Annotated in this window: 18 protein-coding genes; 9 read left to right on the top strand and 9 right to left on the bottom strand. The window is 53.1% G+C overall.

Translation table 11 applies throughout. The annotated features are described in order from the left end of the window. Positions 1–52: 52 nt before the first annotated feature. Genes fliJ through fliF form a run of 5 tightly spaced genes read right to left on the bottom strand, consistent with a single transcriptional unit; the run spans position 53 to position 5,323 of the window. Positions 53–517 (bottom strand): flagellar export protein FliJ, encoded by a 465-nt coding sequence (gene fliJ / locus AU11_RS09085; RefSeq protein WP_043318868.1) that lies wholly within the window; start codon positions 515–517, stop codon positions 53–55. Beyond that, positions 514–1,908, bottom strand: a complete 1,395-nt coding sequence (fliI, locus tag AU11_RS09080) for a flagellar protein export ATPase FliI (protein WP_043318866.1) — start codon at positions 1,906–1,908, stop codon at positions 514–516. Before fliI ends, fliJ begins: the two co-directional genes overlap by 4 nt. Then, the gene (locus tag AU11_RS09075; protein WP_043318863.1) at positions 1,905–2,576 is read right to left on the bottom strand and encodes a flagellar assembly protein FliH; all 672 of its coding nucleotides are present in this window, start codon (positions 2,574–2,576) and stop codon (positions 1,905–1,907) included. Before AU11_RS09075 ends, fliI begins: the two co-directional genes overlap by 4 nt. Then, the gene (gene fliG, locus AU11_RS09070) at positions 2,569–3,603 is read right to left on the bottom strand and encodes a flagellar motor switch protein FliG (protein WP_051687122.1); all 1,035 of its coding nucleotides are present in this window, start codon (positions 3,601–3,603) and stop codon (positions 2,569–2,571) included. Before fliG ends, AU11_RS09075 begins: the two co-directional genes overlap by 8 nt. Beyond that, positions 3,596–5,323 carry a flagellar basal-body MS-ring/collar protein FliF gene (gene fliF / locus AU11_RS09065; RefSeq protein WP_043318861.1) on the bottom strand — a complete coding sequence of 576 codons (1,728 nt, stop codon included), beginning with the start codon at positions 5,321–5,323 and terminating at the stop codon, positions 3,596–3,598. The genes fliG and fliF overlap by 8 nt, the downstream gene beginning before the upstream one ends. A gap of 236 nt (positions 5,324–5,559) precedes the next feature. On the opposite strand from fliF, the gene fliE reads away from it, so the two are divergent. Next, a complete protein-coding gene (fliE, locus tag AU11_RS09060; protein WP_043318859.1) occupies positions 5,560–5,910 on the top strand; it encodes a flagellar hook-basal body complex protein FliE in 351 nt (116 codons plus the stop codon). Positions 5,911–5,990: 80 nt separating this feature from the next. Here the strand turns inward: fliE and AU11_RS09055 are convergent, their stop codons facing one another. Continuing rightward, entirely contained in the window at positions 5,991–7,121 is a 1,131-nt protein-coding gene (locus AU11_RS09055) for a FliC/FljB family flagellin (protein WP_043318858.1), read from the bottom strand. Positions 7,122–7,379: 258 nt separating this feature from the next. Here AU11_RS09055 and fliD point away from each other — a divergent pair, with 258 nt between their 5' ends. From fliD to AU11_RS09010, 8 genes are all read left to right on the top strand, one after another. Further along, on the top strand, positions 7,380–8,735 hold the full coding sequence (gene fliD, locus AU11_RS09050; protein WP_043318856.1) for a flagellar filament capping protein FliD: 1,356 nt from the start codon (positions 7,380–7,382) through the stop codon (positions 8,733–8,735). Positions 8,736–8,756: 21 nt separating this feature from the next. Next, positions 8,757–9,176, top strand: a complete 420-nt coding sequence (gene fliS / locus AU11_RS09045; protein WP_043318855.1) for a flagellar export chaperone FliS — start codon at positions 8,757–8,759, stop codon at positions 9,174–9,176. Further along, on the top strand, positions 9,166–9,552 hold the full coding sequence (locus tag AU11_RS09040) for a flagellar protein FliT (RefSeq protein ID WP_043318853.1): 387 nt from the start codon (positions 9,166–9,168) through the stop codon (positions 9,550–9,552). The genes fliS and AU11_RS09040 overlap by 11 nt, the downstream gene beginning before the upstream one ends. After that, the gene (locus AU11_RS09035) at positions 9,549–10,448 is read left to right on the top strand and encodes a flagellar hook-length control protein FliK (RefSeq protein WP_043318851.1); all 900 of its coding nucleotides are present in this window, start codon (positions 9,549–9,551) and stop codon (positions 10,446–10,448) included. Before AU11_RS09040 ends, AU11_RS09035 begins: the two co-directional genes overlap by 4 nt. After that, complete coding sequence (locus tag AU11_RS09030) at positions 10,445–10,732, top strand: hypothetical protein (protein WP_051687121.1); 288 nt, start codon at positions 10,445–10,447, stop codon at positions 10,730–10,732. Before AU11_RS09035 ends, AU11_RS09030 begins: the two co-directional genes overlap by 4 nt. Positions 10,733–11,242: 510 nt before the next feature. Beyond that, the gene (flhD, locus tag AU11_RS09025) at positions 11,243–11,545 is read left to right on the top strand and encodes a flagellar transcriptional regulator FlhD (protein WP_043318849.1); all 303 of its coding nucleotides are present in this window, start codon (positions 11,243–11,245) and stop codon (positions 11,543–11,545) included. A gap of 10 nt (positions 11,546–11,555) precedes the next feature. Then, positions 11,556–12,122, top strand: coding sequence for a flagellar transcriptional regulator FlhC (gene flhC, locus AU11_RS09020; RefSeq protein WP_043320298.1), 567 nt, complete (start codon positions 11,556–11,558; stop codon positions 12,120–12,122). Positions 12,123–12,778: 656 nt separating this feature from the next. Then, the gene (locus AU11_RS09010) at positions 12,779–13,477 is read left to right on the top strand and encodes a molecular chaperone (RefSeq protein ID WP_051687120.1); all 699 of its coding nucleotides are present in this window, start codon (positions 12,779–12,781) and stop codon (positions 13,475–13,477) included. Between the two features lie 3 nt (positions 13,478–13,480). Here AU11_RS09010 and AU11_RS09005 read toward each other — a convergent pair whose 3' ends face one another. The 3 genes from AU11_RS09005 to AU11_RS08995 are packed head-to-tail and all read right to left on the bottom strand — an operon-like array spanning position 13,481 to position 18,123. Further along, positions 13,481–14,584, bottom strand: coding sequence for a hypothetical protein (locus tag AU11_RS09005; RefSeq protein WP_156035246.1), 1,104 nt, complete (start codon positions 14,582–14,584; stop codon positions 13,481–13,483). Between the two features lie 19 nt (positions 14,585–14,603). Continuing rightward, on the bottom strand, positions 14,604–15,689 hold the full coding sequence (locus AU11_RS09000) for a hypothetical protein (RefSeq protein WP_043318843.1): 1,086 nt from the start codon (positions 15,687–15,689) through the stop codon (positions 14,604–14,606). Continuing rightward, positions 15,676–18,123: a TcfC E-set like domain-containing protein gene (locus AU11_RS08995; protein ID WP_231491780.1), complete on the bottom strand. Its 2,448-nt coding sequence runs from the start codon at positions 18,121–18,123 to the stop codon at positions 15,676–15,678. The genes AU11_RS09000 and AU11_RS08995 overlap by 14 nt, the downstream gene beginning before the upstream one ends. Positions 18,124–18,160 lie beyond the last annotated feature (37 nt).

Here is an 18,160-nt window from a genome sequence, read left to right as displayed (position 1 = left end):
GGCAAGTAGTGCATTCATATCCATGAGCGGTAATTCCGAAGCGGTTATTTCGTTAAAATGGGTTCTTGGCATCGCCGCTTGCGCGGCGGGCGATCAAATTCTGAGTGATCTCATCGGTCTGTCGACGCTCACGGCGGGCATCCTGTTGTTGCTCCAGCTGCACGCGCCGGGTTTTCAGTGTGCTGAAAGATGTGAGCCTGCTTTGATGGTGGCGCCAGTGCTCGCTACTGGATTCGACCCTGTCCTGCTGTTGAATTTGCAGGCTTCTCGCCTGGGTAATGGCGTCATCGAGGGAGCCGATAAAGCGGTTATAGTCTGCAAGGGTCGACGCATTGATTCCCATAGCCATGGCCTGCTGAAGCCGTTCACAGTATTCACTGCGATATCGCTGTAGCGCCTCCAGTTGCCCGGTGGTTTGTTCGTGCGCATTGCGCTCTTCAGCCAGCACCCGCCCCGCGCTATCTCGCGCTTTGCGGCTTTGGTCGATCAGGATTTCGAGTGGCTCTGAGGACGTCATTTTCTACCTCCTGGCTGAGATGTTGCCTGCAGCAGCCCATTCAGCGCAGCAGTCGAGGATGTAATATCGGCGCGTTCATTCATTCGTTGTTGCAAAAACTGTTCAATGTATGGGTACCGCTGTACCGCCTGATCCAACTCGGGATCGTGCCCTGGGCTGTAAGCGCCAACGCTGATCAGGTCGCGATTCCGCTGATAGCGGGAGAACAATTGCTTGAGTCGCTGGGCCGCACGTTCATGGTTGTCGTCAACGATGGCGCTCATAGCGCGACTGACGGATGCTTCTATGTCGATAGCCGGGTAATGCCCGGATTCAGCGAGACTTCGAGAAAGCACGATATGGCCGTCCAGAATTGCGCGGGCCGCATCTGCAATCGGATCCTGCTGGTCGTCCCCCTCAGCCAGAACCGTGTAGAAGGCTGTGATAGAGCCACCGTTCTCACCATTGCCTGCGCGCTCAACAAGGACTGGCAGCTGCGCAAATACTGAAGGCGGATAGCCTTTTGTAGCTGGTGGCTCCCCGATGGCGAGGGCGATTTCCCGTTGTGCCATGGCGTAGCGGGTGAGGGAGTCCATAATCAGTAGTACACTTTTTCCTTCGTCACGAAAGTGCTCCGCTATGCGTGTGGCATAGGCGGCGCCTTGTAATCTCTGGAGTGCAGATGTATCTGCGGGGGCAGCCACTACCGCCGCGCGGCGTCTTCCCTCGTCACCAAGAATATTGTCAATAAAATCCTTAACTTCTCGACCACGCTCACCAATCAGGCCCACAACAATTACATCTGCGCTGGTATAACGTGCCATCATCCCCAGCAGTACCGACTTGCCGACACCGGAGCCGGCAAAAAGACCAAGGCGCTGCCCGCGGCCGACACTCAGTAGACCGTTGATAGTCCGAACACCAACATCAATCTGTTCATGAATCGGTGTGCGGTTGAGTGGATTGAATGGTGTTGCTGAGAGTCCGGCACTCTCAGAAAAATCAAATTCCGGGCCGCTATCTAAGGGGCGGCCGCTACCATCTACCACTCGTCCGAGCAGCTGCTCGCCAAGAGGGAAGAGGCGGGCTCCAGTGCCACCCAGTGGGAAAACTCTCGCACCGGGTGTGAGTCCACTGATCTCTTCCAGTGGCATCAGGAAAAGCCGTTCGCCGTTGAAGCCAACCACCTGGGCTTCTGCATAAGCGGGCTGCGATGCACCAGATGGATCGAGCTCTATCGAACAGCCGCTTCCCAGAGGTATCTTCAGTCCGACCACTTCCAGAACCAGGCCCGTCGCGCGTACAACCTTTCCGCTGCTCCTGTAGCGTGGCGCCAGTTCTATGCATTGTGCTGTGGCGTTGAGGCTCCGCTGCCAGCGAAGAGTATGAGTGGATGAGGTAGGCGCGCTCACGGAGTTGTTCCAGAGTTCTGGCTTTGGCCCTGCGGAAGCAGCTGACTGCGCTTCAAAACTTCTTGCCAGCGGGTCTCACGGGTCGCATCTAGCTCGCCGCTTGAAGTTGTGACACGGCAGCCACCACGCGTTAGTCGTGGGTCCTGTTCCAGTCGCCAGCCCGCGCTGATCAATTCGTTGCCGAGGTCCGTCTGCACAAGAGGTAGGTCTTCCGGGTGTAACCAAAGGCGGGCCTGATCGCTGGTAACCGGCTCCTCACGTAACAGGGTACGTACCAGCCCACAGACCTGTTGTGGGTCGGCCTTCAATGCTTCGTCTGCGAGATGGCGCCCAACGAGCAGAGCGAGTTTCGAAATTTCTTCGGCGATTTCGCCATCAATAGAAGTCAGTGCATGGCTGAAATTTCGAGCGAGTTCCTCCAATGGAGCGAGAAGAATTTTGCGCTGCTGATCGGTCTCTGCAATGCCTTCTGCGCGGCCCTCACTGAGCCCCAACGCATAGCCGTCTGAATAGCCGGCTTCATAGCCCTGCTGATGGCCTTCCTCTCGGGCGCTAGTGCGCAACCCATCCAATTCTTTGGCCAAGGATTTTTGCATGCAGTCGCGTCGTTCGCGCTCTCCACTCAGGTCTTCCGGCTGCCATCGGCGCCATGTGACAGCCTCAGACATAAACCTCTTCTCCACCGCTTAATACAATCTCCCCATTATCTGCGAGACGGCGCACGATCTGCAGTATGGCTTTACGCTCGCGCTCCACCTGCGACATGCGCAGAGGGCCGCTGGCCTCAAGTTCTTCGCGAAGCAATGTGCCAGCGCGGCTCGACATATTGTGCAGGAACTTATCAAGAAGGCCTGGCTTACTGCCTTTGAGAGCAGTTACCAGCTGCTTGGTTTCCACTTCCTTCAAGACCAGCTGAATCGCGCGGTTGTCCAGATCGATAAGGTTTTCAAACAGGAACATTTCGTCGATGATCTTCTGGGCCAGATCTTCATTGTGTTCCCGTACACGTTCAATGACATTTTCTTCTGCGCTTGAATTCATCAGATTCAGAATCTCCGCGGCGGTGCGGGCACCGCCCATTTTCGCGCGCTTGAGATTCTGACCATCGAGCATACTGGTCAGTACTTCCGTGAGCTCTTGTAGTGCCGCGGGCTGTACGCCACTAAAGGTCGCGATGCGAAGTACCACATCCTCTCGCAGTTTGTCCTCAAAATATTCCAGTACTGAGGCGGCCTGGCGTCGCTCCAGGTGTACCAGAATAGTGGCAATAATCTGTGGATGTTCATCGCGGATCATTTCGGCAACACTATTCGCCTCCATGATGTTCAATGCGTCGATGCCAGAGTCTGCGTTGGTAATATCGAAAATATCCTCTAACAGACTGGAAGCGCGTTCGTTACCGAGCGCTTTGGTAAGCACCGCTCGGATACGCTCACTGGAGTAGAGATTCAATGCTCCGAATTCTTCAGATTCCGTATTGAAATCCTGAAGTACAGAGCGCATCTCATCATGGGAGACAGAGCGAAGGGAGGCCATTTCCTGGCTTATATCCTGCACTTCTCGTGCGCTCAAATGCTTGAATACTTCTGCCGCACAGTCTTCATCCAGCGCCAACAGCAAAATCGCGCTGCGGCGCATATTGGTCATGGACTTTTCTTTCTGAATGGCATTTTGTAGGTGAATGTTACTAGTCATCCCGGTGTATCCAACTGCGTACAATCATTGCGACCATTGCGGGGTCATCTTTCGCCATACTCTGCAGGTCCATCAGGCTCTGCTCGTAAATGGAGGAGCGCCGTTTGCGGCGGGGTATGGGTTCGGGGATCTCTTCGTCTTCTTCAAATGTAACCCCTTCAGTCTGCGCCTGCGCCGGTTGAGTGACATTGCTCTTTGCAGGCACCGTATTGTTTTGCGGTGCTGGAATGGCGACGGGGGGCTTACTGAGTTGCAGATGCCGGTTCACCAAAGGTCGTACCAGCCAGCGGAAAACGAACAGAAGCGTCAGTCCAGCCAACAGGTACCGTGCCATGGTGAGAATCAGCTGCCGCCAGAAGGGGTCTTCATGCCACGGGCGCTCGGGCAGCACCTGTTGATCGGCAACGGTGAATGGAAGGTTTACCACTTCCAGCCCATCCCCCCGGGCCTCGGAATAGCCCATTGCCTGACGAATAAGCTGTTCGATATGTTGTAAGTCATCCGGACTTAGTGGCTGTTGATCAACGGAACCGTCTTCAGCTACCAATTCCTGATAGTTCACAACTACCGCGGCGCTCAGGCGTTCGACCCGCCCTCGTTGCCGCTGAATATGAGTGATGTCACGGTCAAGCTCATAGTTGACCAGGCTCTCCTCGCGAATGTGGCGTTGCACCTCAGATTGCTCGGTCCCTTCAGCTTGAGTTTCGTCGTTGGCCACGATTGGCGATGGGGCAGAGCCCGGGGGAGTATTTGTCAGGGCACCCGGAATGCCACCCATATCCAGCGGATTTCCATCAACATCGGAGTTGTGCTGCTTGCTGCGTACCGCCGCGGGGAGTCCGTCTTGATTGGGCGCATAGCGCTCGCTGGTTTCTTCGCGGCGGTCAAAATCTACTTGGGCGGTGACCTGGGCACGAACATTCTGGCTGCCTAGAAGTGGTTCAAGTATGCGTTCGATACGCTGCTGATAGCTTGCTTCGAGAGTATGAACATACTCGAGCTGGGTACCGTCAAGACTGGCTTCATCGGTTCCTGGGCGCGACAACAGGCGCCCATTCTGGTCCACCAGAGTGATGTTTTCTGCATTCAGGTCCGGCACACTGCTGGACACCAGGTGTACGATGGCGCTGGCCTGACCTTCGCCCAGCACGCGCCCCGGTGCCAGGGTCAAAATCACCGATGCCTTCGCCGGTTCACGCTCGCGAATGAACACTGACGGTTTAGCCATGGAAATATGCACGCGTGCACGAACTACCGGGCCCAGTGATTCAATGGAGCTCGCTAACTCACCCTGTAGACTGCGCTGGAAGTTGACCCGTTCGGCAAACTGGCTGATACCGAATGCCTGGCGGTCCATGATTTCAAAGCCTGCATTTCCTCCGCTGGGGAGTCCTTGTTCTGCCAGTTGCAGACGAAGCCGGTACACCTGGTCCTCCGGAACCATGAGTGTGCGTCCACCTGCACTGAATTCGTATGGTATCGAGCGGCTCTCCAGTTCGCTGATAATCCGGCCACCATCCTCCTCGCTAATATTGCTGAACAGGACCCGATACTGCGGAGCCTGCGACCACATGAGGATTGCGACCACCAGAGCAAACGCAGCAGAGCCGCCGACTAAAAGCATCAGCAGGGGATTTGCCAGTAGCCGCGATGGCAACTGGTTTAGCGTCTGTGCCGCCGTCCCTGCGCTGTGAGTTGAGGCATTTTGGGTGCTACTCATAGGGGCAGTGCGCCGCGGTGAGAAGAGGATCTGGTGAGCGTGAAGCAAGGCATTACTGCAAATTCTTCCTATTGTTTGAAGTCCGCCTGATGGGCGGGCCGGAACAGTGACATGATTATCAATAGCTCCGAAACGAACAATCGAAAGAAAAGGCCGGTTTTTTAACGCCATTTACCTGCTTGGATGCATACAGGGCGCTGTTACCTTTGCATTGCGAAATTTCAAGAGGCGTAGTCATGACCATACAAACCGCTAACCCGGAAATGTTGGGTTTGCTGAATCAGATGCGAGGACTGGCGAGTGAGGCTTCAGGGGCGCGTACCACCTTTGATCTTCCGATGGTGGGTACCGATCTGTCGTCGAGTAGTAGTTTTGGCACTGTATTGAAAGACAGTCTGGAGCGGATAAATACGCTGCAGACCGAAAGTGCAGCGAAAGCGCGGGCCTTTCAGTCTGGTGACCCGGGTGTAGCCTTGCATGAGGTAATGATTGCCGGGCAGAAGGCCAGCATTGGGTTTGAACTTGGTGTGCAGGTGCGCAACCGCTTACTGACCGCGTATAAAGACATTATGAATATGCAGGTGTAACAGCCTGCTTTTTTATTTAGACATAAAAAAGGCCCCTGAATAGGGGCCGAGAGGATGGGCCACTGGCCCGGGGTTGGTGCTTAGCCCAGCAGTGACAGAACACTCTGCGGCAGCTGATTTGCCTGCGACAAGACGGAAGTACCGGCCTGTTGCAGAATCTGCGCGCGGGTCATGTTGGAAACTTCATCTGCGTAGTCTGCGTCTTCGATACGGGAGCGCGCGGCGGACAGGTTGGTCTCGGTAGTACTCAGGTTGTTGATCGCAGATTCAAAGCGGTTCTGGATGGCACCCAGGTCGGAGCGCAGTGCGTCTACGTCGCTAAGGGCGGTGTCCAGAGCTGCCAACGGATTGGCGGTTGAGGTCAGCCCGGCTTCTGCATCGGTATCGTAAGCGTCTTTCGCAGTTGCCACTGCAGCAGCATCAGCGAAGTCAGTGATCTGACCAAATGTGGCGGACGTCGCATCAGTATCAATATCCGCTGCAGCGATTTTCGCCAGGGTGCCATCTGTATCTTCAATCGCGTACTGAGTAGTGCCGCCGGCGTCAGTATATGAGCGAAGCTTGAGTTCGGAAGCGTCGGTAGCTGCGAAGTTGGTGACATCAATACCGGAAAGGTCGATAGCCGCGGTGACTTCATTGCCATTAGCATCGGTACCGGACAGTTCCGTAATTTCGTCAGACAGTCCCGAAACAGTGAAGTTTTCCATTCCGAGAGTCTGTGCGTTGATTTCCTTGAGATCGATACTGATGGATTCGCCATCATTGGCGCCAACTTGAATGGTAAAGCTGCGGTCCTCGGAAAGAACCTTCACGCCGTTGAAGTTGGTCTCGGAGGATATACGATCAATTTCGGAAAGACGCTGATTGATTTCGTCTTGAATGGAGTCCAGGTCGCTCTGGGAGTTGGTATCGTTTTGCGCCTGTACCGTCAGTTCACGAATGCGCTGCAGGTTGTCGTTTACCTGGTTCAAAGCACCTTCGGCTGTCTGAGCAACAGAGATGCCGTCGTTGGCATTCCGCTGAGCCTGAGACAGGCCGGTGATCTGCGCACTCATACGGTTGGCGATGGCCTGACCGGCTGCATCGTCGGCGGCGCTGTTGATGCGCAGACCGGAGGACAAGCGCTCCATAGAGGTCTGCAGGGCGCTTTGAGATTTGCTCAGGTTCTGCTGGCCAATCATGGCCGTGATATTGGTGTTGATCACTGACATTGTTGTGTCCCTCTGTGTGTCACCGTTTTAAATTGAGACAACGGCGCTGGCCGTTACCCCATTTTTCGGCCACCTCTGCCGGGACTTTAATTTTTCCGGAAAATTTCTGATTTTCTGTCGGGTACGCTGCGGGTAAACAGAGAGAAGAGGAAACACTAAAGTCTGCTGCAATTCTGCCGATGTGGATTTTATTGGCGATTCTTATGCCGCCGGTAGCCCTAAAGAGGCGCTGAATCTTTTGTATATAAGGAGGGCGTAATGGCCACCATTTCATCCTTGGGGATTGGTTCGGGGCTGGATCTGAGCGGTCTTCTGGATCAGCTGGAATCCGCTGAGCGCCAGAAGTTAACCCCTATCTTGCAGCAACAAAAAAGCTACGAGACCAAAATATCCGCTTTTGGACTTCTGGAAAGCGCACTGGAGAAAGTAAAGGATGCTGCTGTCGCCCTCAGTGAACCGGGGAGCTTCGCCGGCGTAAAAACCAGCCTGAGTGGAGAGGGATTGACCATCAGCGCTAATGAGGATACCCCGGTTGGTACCTACGAGGTTGATGTTGTCCAACGGGCGAGAAGCTACAGTATCGCTAGCACCGGCGTCGTAGATCAGGGTGCTGACCTGGGTGCCGGTAGTATTGATTTTACGCTGGGAAATGGTGAACAGTTTAGCGTTTCCGTAAGTGAAGCGGATAGCTCACTGGAAGATATTCGGGATGCGATTAACGATGCGGATGCAGGGGTAATTGCATCCATTGTTAACGATGGCAGTGGCCAGCCTTATCGACTGGTGTTGACCTCCGCCCAAACCGGTACCGAGGCGGCCATTGACTCGGTTTCCTTCTCTGCCGGTGGCTTTGGCGATGCACTTACCCTGGATGCCGCTACCGAAGTTGCGGCCCAGAATGCGCAGTTAGATATCAACGGTATCGCCATTCAGTCTCAGAGTAATCGGGTGGAGGGAGCGATCCAGGGCGTTACCCTGAATCTGGAAGAGACTGGTACCACCACCTTGGAAATTACCAGGGATACTGCCGGTATCCAAAAGAAACTGTCTAATTTTGTCGATGCCTACAATAGCCTGCAGGGGTCCTTATCTGACCTCACTTCATTTGATGGCGCAACAGGTGTTGGCGGTATCTTGCAAGGTAACGCCACAGTACGGGGTGTTGAATCCCAATTGCGGGAGCTGGTGGGGGGATCCCTTGCGGATGATACATTTTCTTCACTGGCCGATTTGGGGATAACACTGGAGGTCGATGGAACGCTAACACTCGACGATGAAAAGGTCACGGATCTCGTTGCCAATCAGCTTGGGGCGCTGTCGAATCTATTCGCTGGGGAATCCGAAGAATCTGAAGGTTTTGCTGATCGGGTAGCGGAGGCTCTCGGCGCTATGATGGATGAGGGAGGCTTGATAGAAAATGCGACTAGCGGTCTTGAGACGAGTGTCGAGGCAATGGGGCAGCGTTATGACCGCATGGAGCAGCAGATTGAAAGTACCATCGAACGTTATCGAACACAATTTAGTCAGCTAGACAGTCTGATCGCGCAAATGAATTCGACGAGTTCATATCTCACGCAGCAGTTTGATGCACTCGCCGCGCAGCTGAAACAATAAGAATATTGAGGAGTTGAGAGATTGTACGCAAAAAGAGTGAATAACCGGGCGCAAGGCGCTGCCAGTTATGCGCGGGTAGGGCTGGAAAGTGACGTACTATCAGCTAGCCCACATCGTTTGATTGTACTGCTGTTTCAAGGCGCAGATACTGCAATTGGCACAGCGATGGTTCATCTGAGAGATGGGAATGTGGCGGAAAAAGGCCGTGCCATCTCGAAAGCGATCGACATTGTGAACAAGGGTCTTCTGGCGGCGCTGGATTTTGAACGTGGTGGTGAACTCGCACAACATCTGGCATCTCTGTACGAATATATTGCGGAAAAACTTCTAACGGCAAACCTGAGAAATAGCGAAGAGGACCTCAACGAGGCGCGCCGATTACTCGGCGAAATTGCCTCCGCCTGGAATGATATAGATCCGGGGACGGCTAATGGAAAATAAGTCCAAAACAAGAGAGTCCTCGTTATCGTCCCCAACGGCAATCCTCGCAGGCTATACAGAGTTACTCGCGCGATCTTCCCGCATGCTCGCCTTCGTACACGCGCGTGACTGGTTCAGGCTGGTAGAAGAGCAAACCAATTACGCTATTGAAGTGGAAACTCTTGCGAATGCGGAAGCTCGGTTGCAACTAAGCGATCGGGAGCGCAAGCGAAAAATGGAACTGCTTGAACAGATCCTGGAACAGGATCTTGAAATACGTCAGCGACTTGAGCAGCGCCAGACTGAACTCCAGGAGTTGATTGGTACCAATACCCGAAAGCGTGACCTGTCCAGAGCCTACGGCACAGTAATACCACTAAATTCCGCGCCCCAATGAGTGGTATCAATACGTTGCTGGACACCCTTCTACACCAGGTGCTCGGCAAGCGCGTTGAAACGGCACCTCGTGATCGCGCGTTGAAACCAGTCAAACCGATCGACGCCACGCGGAGTGTTCATGCAGTGCGTAGTGATGCTCGTCTGAACCAGCATGCTGCGCCACCCTATGCACAGGGTGTGTCGTCCAAATCCGGGGAAATTCGTTTGGGGGCAGTTAGTACTCACTACCCAGTTGATAAGGTATATCTGAGTCGAGCTGCGCAATACATTTCCACTATCCTCGAACGGCAAGTGGTAAGCGCTAGCGTTTCACCTAGCGGGGCAATTGCTATCGGTGGGTCGGAGGCAAGCGAAGTTGCATCACTGTTGAAAGCAAGTGTTGTGTTCAGCGGCCTATTTTACGAATCCCACCTGGTTGCCTGGTATCGAGGTATTCGGGACAAAACGTTACTTCAGCGGGAGCCTCAAATGGCTCTTTGGCTGAGTGAGAGCAAAACCGATAGCGGCCTGGGTAAAGATCTACAGCGGTTAATTGGTAAGCAATTGGACCTACTGGCGACGCGCTCACTCATTTGGCACGGAGAGCTATGGCCTGGTGTGTTCGTGGAAATCCGGTTGAACCCGCCATTTGATGAGCAACCTGAAGTTCCCTATCGGCAACCCAGAACGGTCGAGCAGTGTGCTACCTGGCATCTGGAGGTCGCCCTACAAATGGAGTCCCTCGGACCCGTAACCCTGGTTTTAAAGGTGTCCGGCTCATTGCTGGAGCTGGAAGTGAGAGCTGCGACCCAAATAGCGGCTGATCGGATTATGGCCGCTGTTGATGTTCTGAAAGGCAAGCTCGAGATTGCTAGATTTCATAAGGTGATCATAAATGTCGTGGTTTTCAAATGAGCGATTTGTATGGAAAAGGACCTGCTAACGGTGCTTTGTCAAAGGGGCTGGACACACGAACCGGTACCGATGGTAGTCAGATTATCAGCGAGGTCATCGCTGCGGCAGTTAAAGAAAACCTGTTCACCCATCAAGCACCAGAGCTCTTTGCGTTGCTTGCTCAGTTGGACTGGGGAGAGAAAATCCCGGATGAGGTATTCCAGACCGTAGTGGAATTGGTGGCATGGATATTGGAAGTAGATACTCAATTCCGAGAAGATCGCCCGAAGTCCCCTGGCGGTTGAGAATGAAAGTCAATTAAGTCTCTTTTTCGTAAATTTCCTACAAAAGTAGTATGCAGAAGGATTACAGATGTGGTAATTTTTCTCATAAGTTGAACGAGCGCACAGTTAAAATGTGACTCAGCTAACGGTTTGGGCTTTAATTTTACTTCGCCGATTAGTTCGCTAATGGCGGTGTGATCTTAAAACCGAAGCTCCTGGGGTTTGTGGAGCGTCGTCAAACATCCATTAACGGTTGGACGTTGAGGCGAAGTGGTGGCAATTTGAGTGGGGGCATTTGTGTCAGTTTGCAGGGAAGTTATTGCCTTGCTCTGCACGTGTTCAGGCTCATACCAGGGAAGGTCAATAGGATGCATGCATCCTGTTGAAAGGATGGCTGAGCGGTACCGAAAGGTAGGGGCCGCTCAAAAATAGAAAGGAGTCAAATGCGAGAAGCCCTTCGACTTTGGATGCATTAAGTGCTTGCCAGAAATTCTGGTTGCCAATAAAAAAGATTGAAGGAGTACGATAGCCATGCAGGATAGTGCAATCAACGAAATTCAAGAGATCAATCTTAGTTACCTGCTTCTCGCTCAGCGCTTACTTAAGGAAGATTTTGCAACCGCGCGTTTCCGTCTCAAGGTGGATGAAACGCTGGCTACAAAAATCGTTTCGCTGACTGCCAAACAGCTCACCCGGCTCGCACGTTCGAACCAGTTTTTATTCAGACTTAATCTGGAAAATCCGATCCAGCTTGAGCAGCTTACTAGCAACAAGCGCGCGGAAAACCTGAGCCATATACATACGGCACTTTTGATGTCTTCTAACGTCAATTGAGTTGTATGTCATGACAGAAAAAAGCCTGCTCAATGAAATGCAGCAAGTTCAGCTTGCGATTGAGTTGATTGAACTGAATGCCCGTTTACAGGTGTTAGAGTCAGAAACCGATCTTAGCCGGGGGCGCCTGATCCGGCTGTATAAAGAAGTGCGAGGAATGTCCCCGCCCAAGGGGATGTTGCCTTTCTCGACCGATTGGTTTACCACCTGGATGCCGAATATTCACTCCTCGCTCTTCTACGGAATCTATTTACGCTTGACGGAGGAGCAGGGGTGCGAGCGCATGGAGGGCTTCATCAAAGCATATCGCCTGTATCTGGAGCTGGCAGACGATGAAAATGATGAGCCGGTGCTCGGCCTGACCAGAGCCTGGACGTTGATTCGCTTCTTTGAAAGCGGACTGTTTGAGCTGTCATCCTGTACGAGTTGTAGCGGCAAGTTTGTGAACCACGCGCATACACCGAGTCATAATTTTATCTGTGGGATTTGTCAGCCGCCTTCACGGGCGGGCAAGACGCGAAAGAAATGCGCCGCACTTGCCAAGCATCATCCGGATGTTATTGAGCAACTGGTTTAACGGCGGAGCGAGAGTGCGCCACTTTAATCATTGTTTCCCGATGTGAGATTTTTTTCTCACAAAACAGGTTTTGCTCATAAACCTGCTAAAGCTTCTACCTCTTACGCCGATATTATTTTTAATAATGCAGATATCGACGTCGAGCGGTCTGCCATCTCGACTTGTTCCGTAATTCCCTGTCTACACTGAGTGGACCGGGTCGATCGGTTGAATTGGCTTCGGCTGCTTGTAACGGGCTGGAGAACCGGGCTATGGGGTTTGTAAGGTGGCGAGTGTGGACATTGCTATTGGCAGTGGCGATACTGCAGACGCATGGTCACGCACAGACGACGGCTCAGGCGTCAGCGAAAATTACACTGCGAATGCCGGTCAAGACGAGTTTCACAACCTCGGCTTCCAAAAGTGGCGGCACACTGTGTTTGCACCATATGCCCTTCAGCACATATCAACTCTTTGTTCGCGACCTGGATGCAGCGGCAGGCCCTGAAATGGTGGCGGTGAATATGCGCCAAAACTGCATGCCAGTGTCTGAATCCTCCGCGGGTAAAGTCATCTTTATTGTGGCGGAATAAGCGCCGATAGTAGCTCTGATGTAGTTGTGGCGATAGAATATATAGATGCCACTTCCAGACCGAATAGACAGCTGCTCAGAAGCTATGAAAAAGTTTGCATTTCTCCTGCTCCTCCTCATTGCCAACCCTGCATTGGCAGCAATGTCCCTGGACAAGATCATCGTCTATCTGAATGACCAACCGAACTCCCGAGATGATATTCTGGTTTCAAACCCCGATCAGGAGCCTCTTTACCTGCAAACCGAGATCTTTCGGGTCGATAACCCAGGTCAGCCCGATGAGCAGCGGGTGCGAATCACTGACCCCAAAGATTTCCGCCTATTGGTAAACCCTGCAAAAGCGGTGTTGGCACCTGGAACAAGAAAGCGTTTTCGCTTGATGTCACTGGATAAAAACCTGGACAGGGAAAAGGTCTACCGGGTGACCTTCAAACCGGTGGTCGGTGATATCAAGAGTGACAAAATGGCGTTGAAAATACTGATCGCTTATCAAGCATTAGTATTTGTTCAGCCCAAAAATGGATCCTATGAGTTTGAGCTGTTACGTTCCGGGGAGCAATTGATTCTTACCAATACCGGTAATATCAACGCACAGGTTAGCGAGGTATTCTACTGCACAGACGATGAATCCTGTGAGCCGTTGGATATTACTAACCGGGTATACCCTGATGAGAAAGTGACGATTAATTATGCGCAGCAAGGCCCGAACCCGGGTACCGCATTTTTGCGTTTCAATGCCGCTACGGGAGACGGCTCAACCACGGTCCAGCTTGCCGTTCCTTGAAGGTCATTCCGCCTCAACGGTTAATGTCAGCGTGTCATGGTAGGATGTTGAATCCAATGACTGAAGGCGGTCAGATGGAATGCGCAGTTCCAATAGCATATTCTCATCGGCTCCGGCATTGCACGCTTTTTGCGGGTGCCCATGCCAGGTATTTCGTGTAAACACACCTTCATCAAGACGCGCCCGTCTTCTGGGGCCAATCAGGGCCCAGGTTCTCAAGTCATACTCAATTGTTTGAGCGGAAGTTTGGCTTTTTAGCGCGAAAATCCCACTACCGTATTGACTATCCGCTTTTAGCCGAAATTCGGAGCCATCAGAGGTGTAAACGCAGAAGCGTTGGCTCGCATCTATGTCTTCTCCGGTAGATATCAATTGCATATCCTCGAGTCCGGTAATCTGGATTCGAGCGCTCGACGTTAGGCGAACGCCAAAGTCGAGTGGCGGGGAAAGGTTGGCTTTACCATTGGAATCTGCTCCCCTACAGTCGCCGCCATTCCAGGTTCCCCTGCATTGGTATAGCGCGAAAGAAAAATTCCCCTCGTATTCACCGGGGGGGAAGGTTCCGGATTTGGGGGTTACGATAATCTTGACCGGAATCTGGGCGCCGTTGGCCGCACCGGAAAATTCCTGACTCTGATTGTTTGCCTGGAATCGATATTCACTGCCGTCTGGCTCATGCCGGAATCGAATGTCGACCGGTATACTTCCCGCGGGCCCTGTAAGGACAAAGTCGCCATCGGCATTGGTATCGCCATAAAGCTCGACCGAAAAACCACGAGGCTCTTCACAATAGGCGGTGGTGTATTGATTGCCCTCCCACCAGGCCCAGCAACTGCGAATTGTAAAAGAATTTATAATTTCCTGGATGTCGCCGCTCGCCTCACTGAGTGAATTCAAGCCGCATATTCCAATTGCTTTGTCTCCCAGACGATCCGGAGCTACAACTTCTGAGCCATTGGAGCAGGGATAGCTGTTATTGGAAGTGTAAGACTGTTGAGCAAGTACAGATTCGGAAAGGCAGGTTGCCGAGAGGATACTCGTGAACCCTGCTACCCGAATAAAACTCCCGGCCAGCCCTGACGTTTGGGAAAAGACTTGAGCAGTCAAGGGATGATGTATTCCCACACTATTCCAGTTCAACCACAAGTGTGAGCGTATCGGTATAAATACCCGCGCGAGCATCGCTGAGCTGGGTAGGGTGGATACGCACTTCCAAAGACATATTCATTCCATTTGCAGTGCAACCATCGACCAATGCACCCTGCCACGGTCCGTAGGGCGTGTTGTAATCCAGTAGCGTGGCATTTTGATCCTTAGGGCCTGCGAGCACTTCGTAGGGGATCGTATCGGCGCCGTCGCTGAGTAAAAAGGCACTTTCTGCAGTACCCTGTAAACTAAGGGCTCGAAGTGTAAATTCCGCATTGCGGGAATACACGCAGAACGCCTGGTCTGATGAAGTATAGTCGCTAAAATCTGCTGTAAGAGTGACGTCGGACAGGCCGCTGATCCGGATCTTGGGTTCTATAACGAGCCTCACCGTAAAGTCGATCGGGGCGAGCGTGCTTCCGCTGTCAAAGTAGTATTGCCCGGTATGTGAAGCCTGCTCGACGGTAAATTGAAAGGTCTTCTCATAGGTGCCGGGGCGAATCTGTGTGGGGTCAGGGATCTGCAACTGTAGCGCTGCTGGGGTCAATCGCACATTGCCCGGTAAATGAGGCGCGGCCGCACTCCACTGATTGGGGGCCAGGTTAATGGGAGGGCTGCCTTCCAGGGTGAGGGTGAAATCTACAGGGAGTATTTCACCGGCGGAATTCCGCAGTTGAAACTGAGTGGCAGCGTCCGGATCGATGACTTGTACGCGAAAGGCAACCGGCTCCCGGCAGCCCCACTGATATTGACTGTTGCTTTGGCGGCCGCAGCTTCGAATACCCATTCCCGGGAAAAGGTTCACGTAAGTGGCATCACCACTATATTCAATCTCTGAGGTCAGCCCTTCCAGGTTACACACACCCAGAAAGTGATCGTAATTGAATGCGTTGGGGTAGAACAGGTAGTACCAGCTACCCCGCTGGTTAGTGGGCCCCTCAAGGCATGGCTGGCTATTGTAGGAGGTACCCGCGCTGCTAGCGCCAGACCACAATATGATCAGGAGCATGGTGAGCAGCGCGGTGATGCGGGCTGCCATGGGCTGTGCGATGCTAGCGGACCACATTGGCTACCTCCGACAGACAATGGTTGCGGTCTAGCTCGATGTCACCCAGGTTTATCCAGTGTTCGTCGTGTTGTTGCTGAGTGATGGGAATTTCGCAATTGCCCCACTGAAGTGGAGGAGAGGTACGCGCGCTATTTGGCAGAACGAGTGGCATCTGGAAAAGGCCGTACTCATCGGTAACGGCGCTACGCTCCCCGAACGAAATTTTTACGCCGCCGGCCGGTTTTCCCTGTTTCAGCAATCGGCCAATAACAAGAACGACACTTTCAACCTCGTAGGAGGAGGCCGACACATTTCCTGGATATAGCGTGATTGCCTGTGTCTGTTCCGCAAAATCGTAGAATCCATCGCCCAGAGGGCGTAACGTCAAGTCATACGTATTGAAAGCAGGCAGATTGATTGCCGAAATTTCATCTCCTCGGGCGTAGCCACGGCGTACGCCGTCTACAAGGATCTCGAAATCCTGCGCGGTGCTGCCGTCAATATCGATCAGAATCGCGCTCTCGAGTGCAGATTCCCCACCCCAGGCAAACGACTTGCCATCGGTCATGAGATTGGTGCTGAAAGTCCCGAGGTAATTGAGTGAGTTGGTATCACTCGCGGCGTTGTTATTCCAATCGAACGTGGCGGTTGCCTGACCGCGGTGCCCCGCAACACGGCTTACACTGCGAAGATATTGTTGGTTTTCTGCCAACTCTGCTGAAAAGTTCTGGTCGACCACCATGGACCATTTGTCGCGGTCACTCCAGGAGCTATTGAATCCGGCGAATGGCGTTGTGCCGTCTTCGGTTTGCTCAACTCGAGAGCGAACGGTGTGGCTCCATTGGTCGCCGTGCCGCCGAAACTCAATGGTGGCCCGGGTATATGGAACACCATCCGCATCACTGTGGGATAGGGTCAGGTCACCTCGCCAATAGCGGTTGCTGAAAATACTACGACGGAATTCCAGTGTTTTCAGGCGGTTGGATCCAGTGAAATCGGACTCAAGGGTAAAATCGGTATCTTCCAATGGCACAGCGCGGCTGCGCTCGGTATAGCGTGCGCTCAGCTGGCCCCCAAGAATTGGTGCACTGAGATTTAGAGATCGATTGCTGAATCCGCTGTGCAGAAGGGTGTATTGGCCACCCGCCAAATTTGGCCCCTCATCCAATTTGGTCTCGCTCACTCCAATTGTGAATCGTGACGTTTGCAGAGTGCCATACAGCCGGTGGCCTGTACGGCCATCAGAGAAGATGACGCTTGGGGATAATTCGACATAGGGAAGTATCCAGCGGCCGCCGATTTCAACAGCGGAGTCACTATCTGTACCGGCCACATTACCAAACATGCCGAAGTTGTCGGTCACGCGGCGCGCAGCACCTGCTTGCACGAAATAAGCGTCAAGCTGGTCGGGCAGGGTCTGAGTGGAAGAAACATGGGCAGGCTTGCCTGCTTGCAGACTCCATTGCCACTCATCGAGAGCGGGCAGTTGGGAGTCCTTTGCAAAGAATTCCTGATAGTTGTTGATGAGTCGACCGCTTTCATCATAAGTGCGGATTTCGATTTCGTAGGCACCATCAGGGAAGGTCGATGTATCGACCAACTGGTTGCCCGCCTCCAGCAGGGCGCTATGAATAAGGCGCCCGTCTCGCAGCACCTCAATTCGGCCGCGGGTTGGCATGTTGATGTCCACCGCCGAACCCAGTCGGTACTCCCGGTCTATTCGGCTGTTATCACTGCTTCTATATTCAATGCCATACAGATAAGGGGCGCTCACAAAGGTGCCAAAACCGGAATATGGCTGGAGCAGGCCTATTGAATAGGCCTGGCCCCGGTAATCTTTGGTCCAGTGCATCCGGTAAATTTGCGTATTACCGGTGTCGTCAACAGTCCAGTTGCTGTGGAGGCCACTTTCCCCAAAGCTCACGATGGTCTGCCCATAAAGGGATGCCGTCTGGGCGCTGTTATCACCTTCAACGCCAGACCAGGTACCGGTAAGGTTCTGGATTACCGAAAATTCAGACTTGGAATCGGGTAAGTAGGGCGCTTCGATAGCATCCTGCTGTGGGAGCAGGGATGACGACATGAAAATGTCGATCCGGAATCGGGACTCGTCATAGATGATGCCAAGTTCGTCCGGTTGCAGAAAACCGCAGTTTTGCTGCTGGGTTGTGAAGCAGACCTTGGATGAGTTACGCGCCAGCGGGCTCGACAGCAGTTCCAGCAGGCGGCTGGGGTCGAGCGTTTCGGGTAAAACCTCGGCGGTGTAGGCAGGGTCGCGGAAGGTCACTTCATTCAAGGTGACGGTAACGGGAACGCCACCAAGAAGACGGCCCCCGAAATAAATATCGGCGACGAGTTCCTGCGCTTCAGTGAGATCTGAAAACCCGGGAGGGACACCTGTCTCCAGTACCAATGCTGTCGTTGCTGCATATGACTCGAGCGCAGCCAACATTCCCAGGCACAGCGAAGACCGGGTGAAAACTCGGAAA

It is taken from the genome of Microbulbifer sp. HZ11, from assembly GCF_000708675.1.
GTDB lineage: Bacteria > Pseudomonadota > Gammaproteobacteria > Pseudomonadales > Cellvibrionaceae > Microbulbifer.
This window is presented reverse-complemented; position numbering and strand designations above follow the sequence as displayed.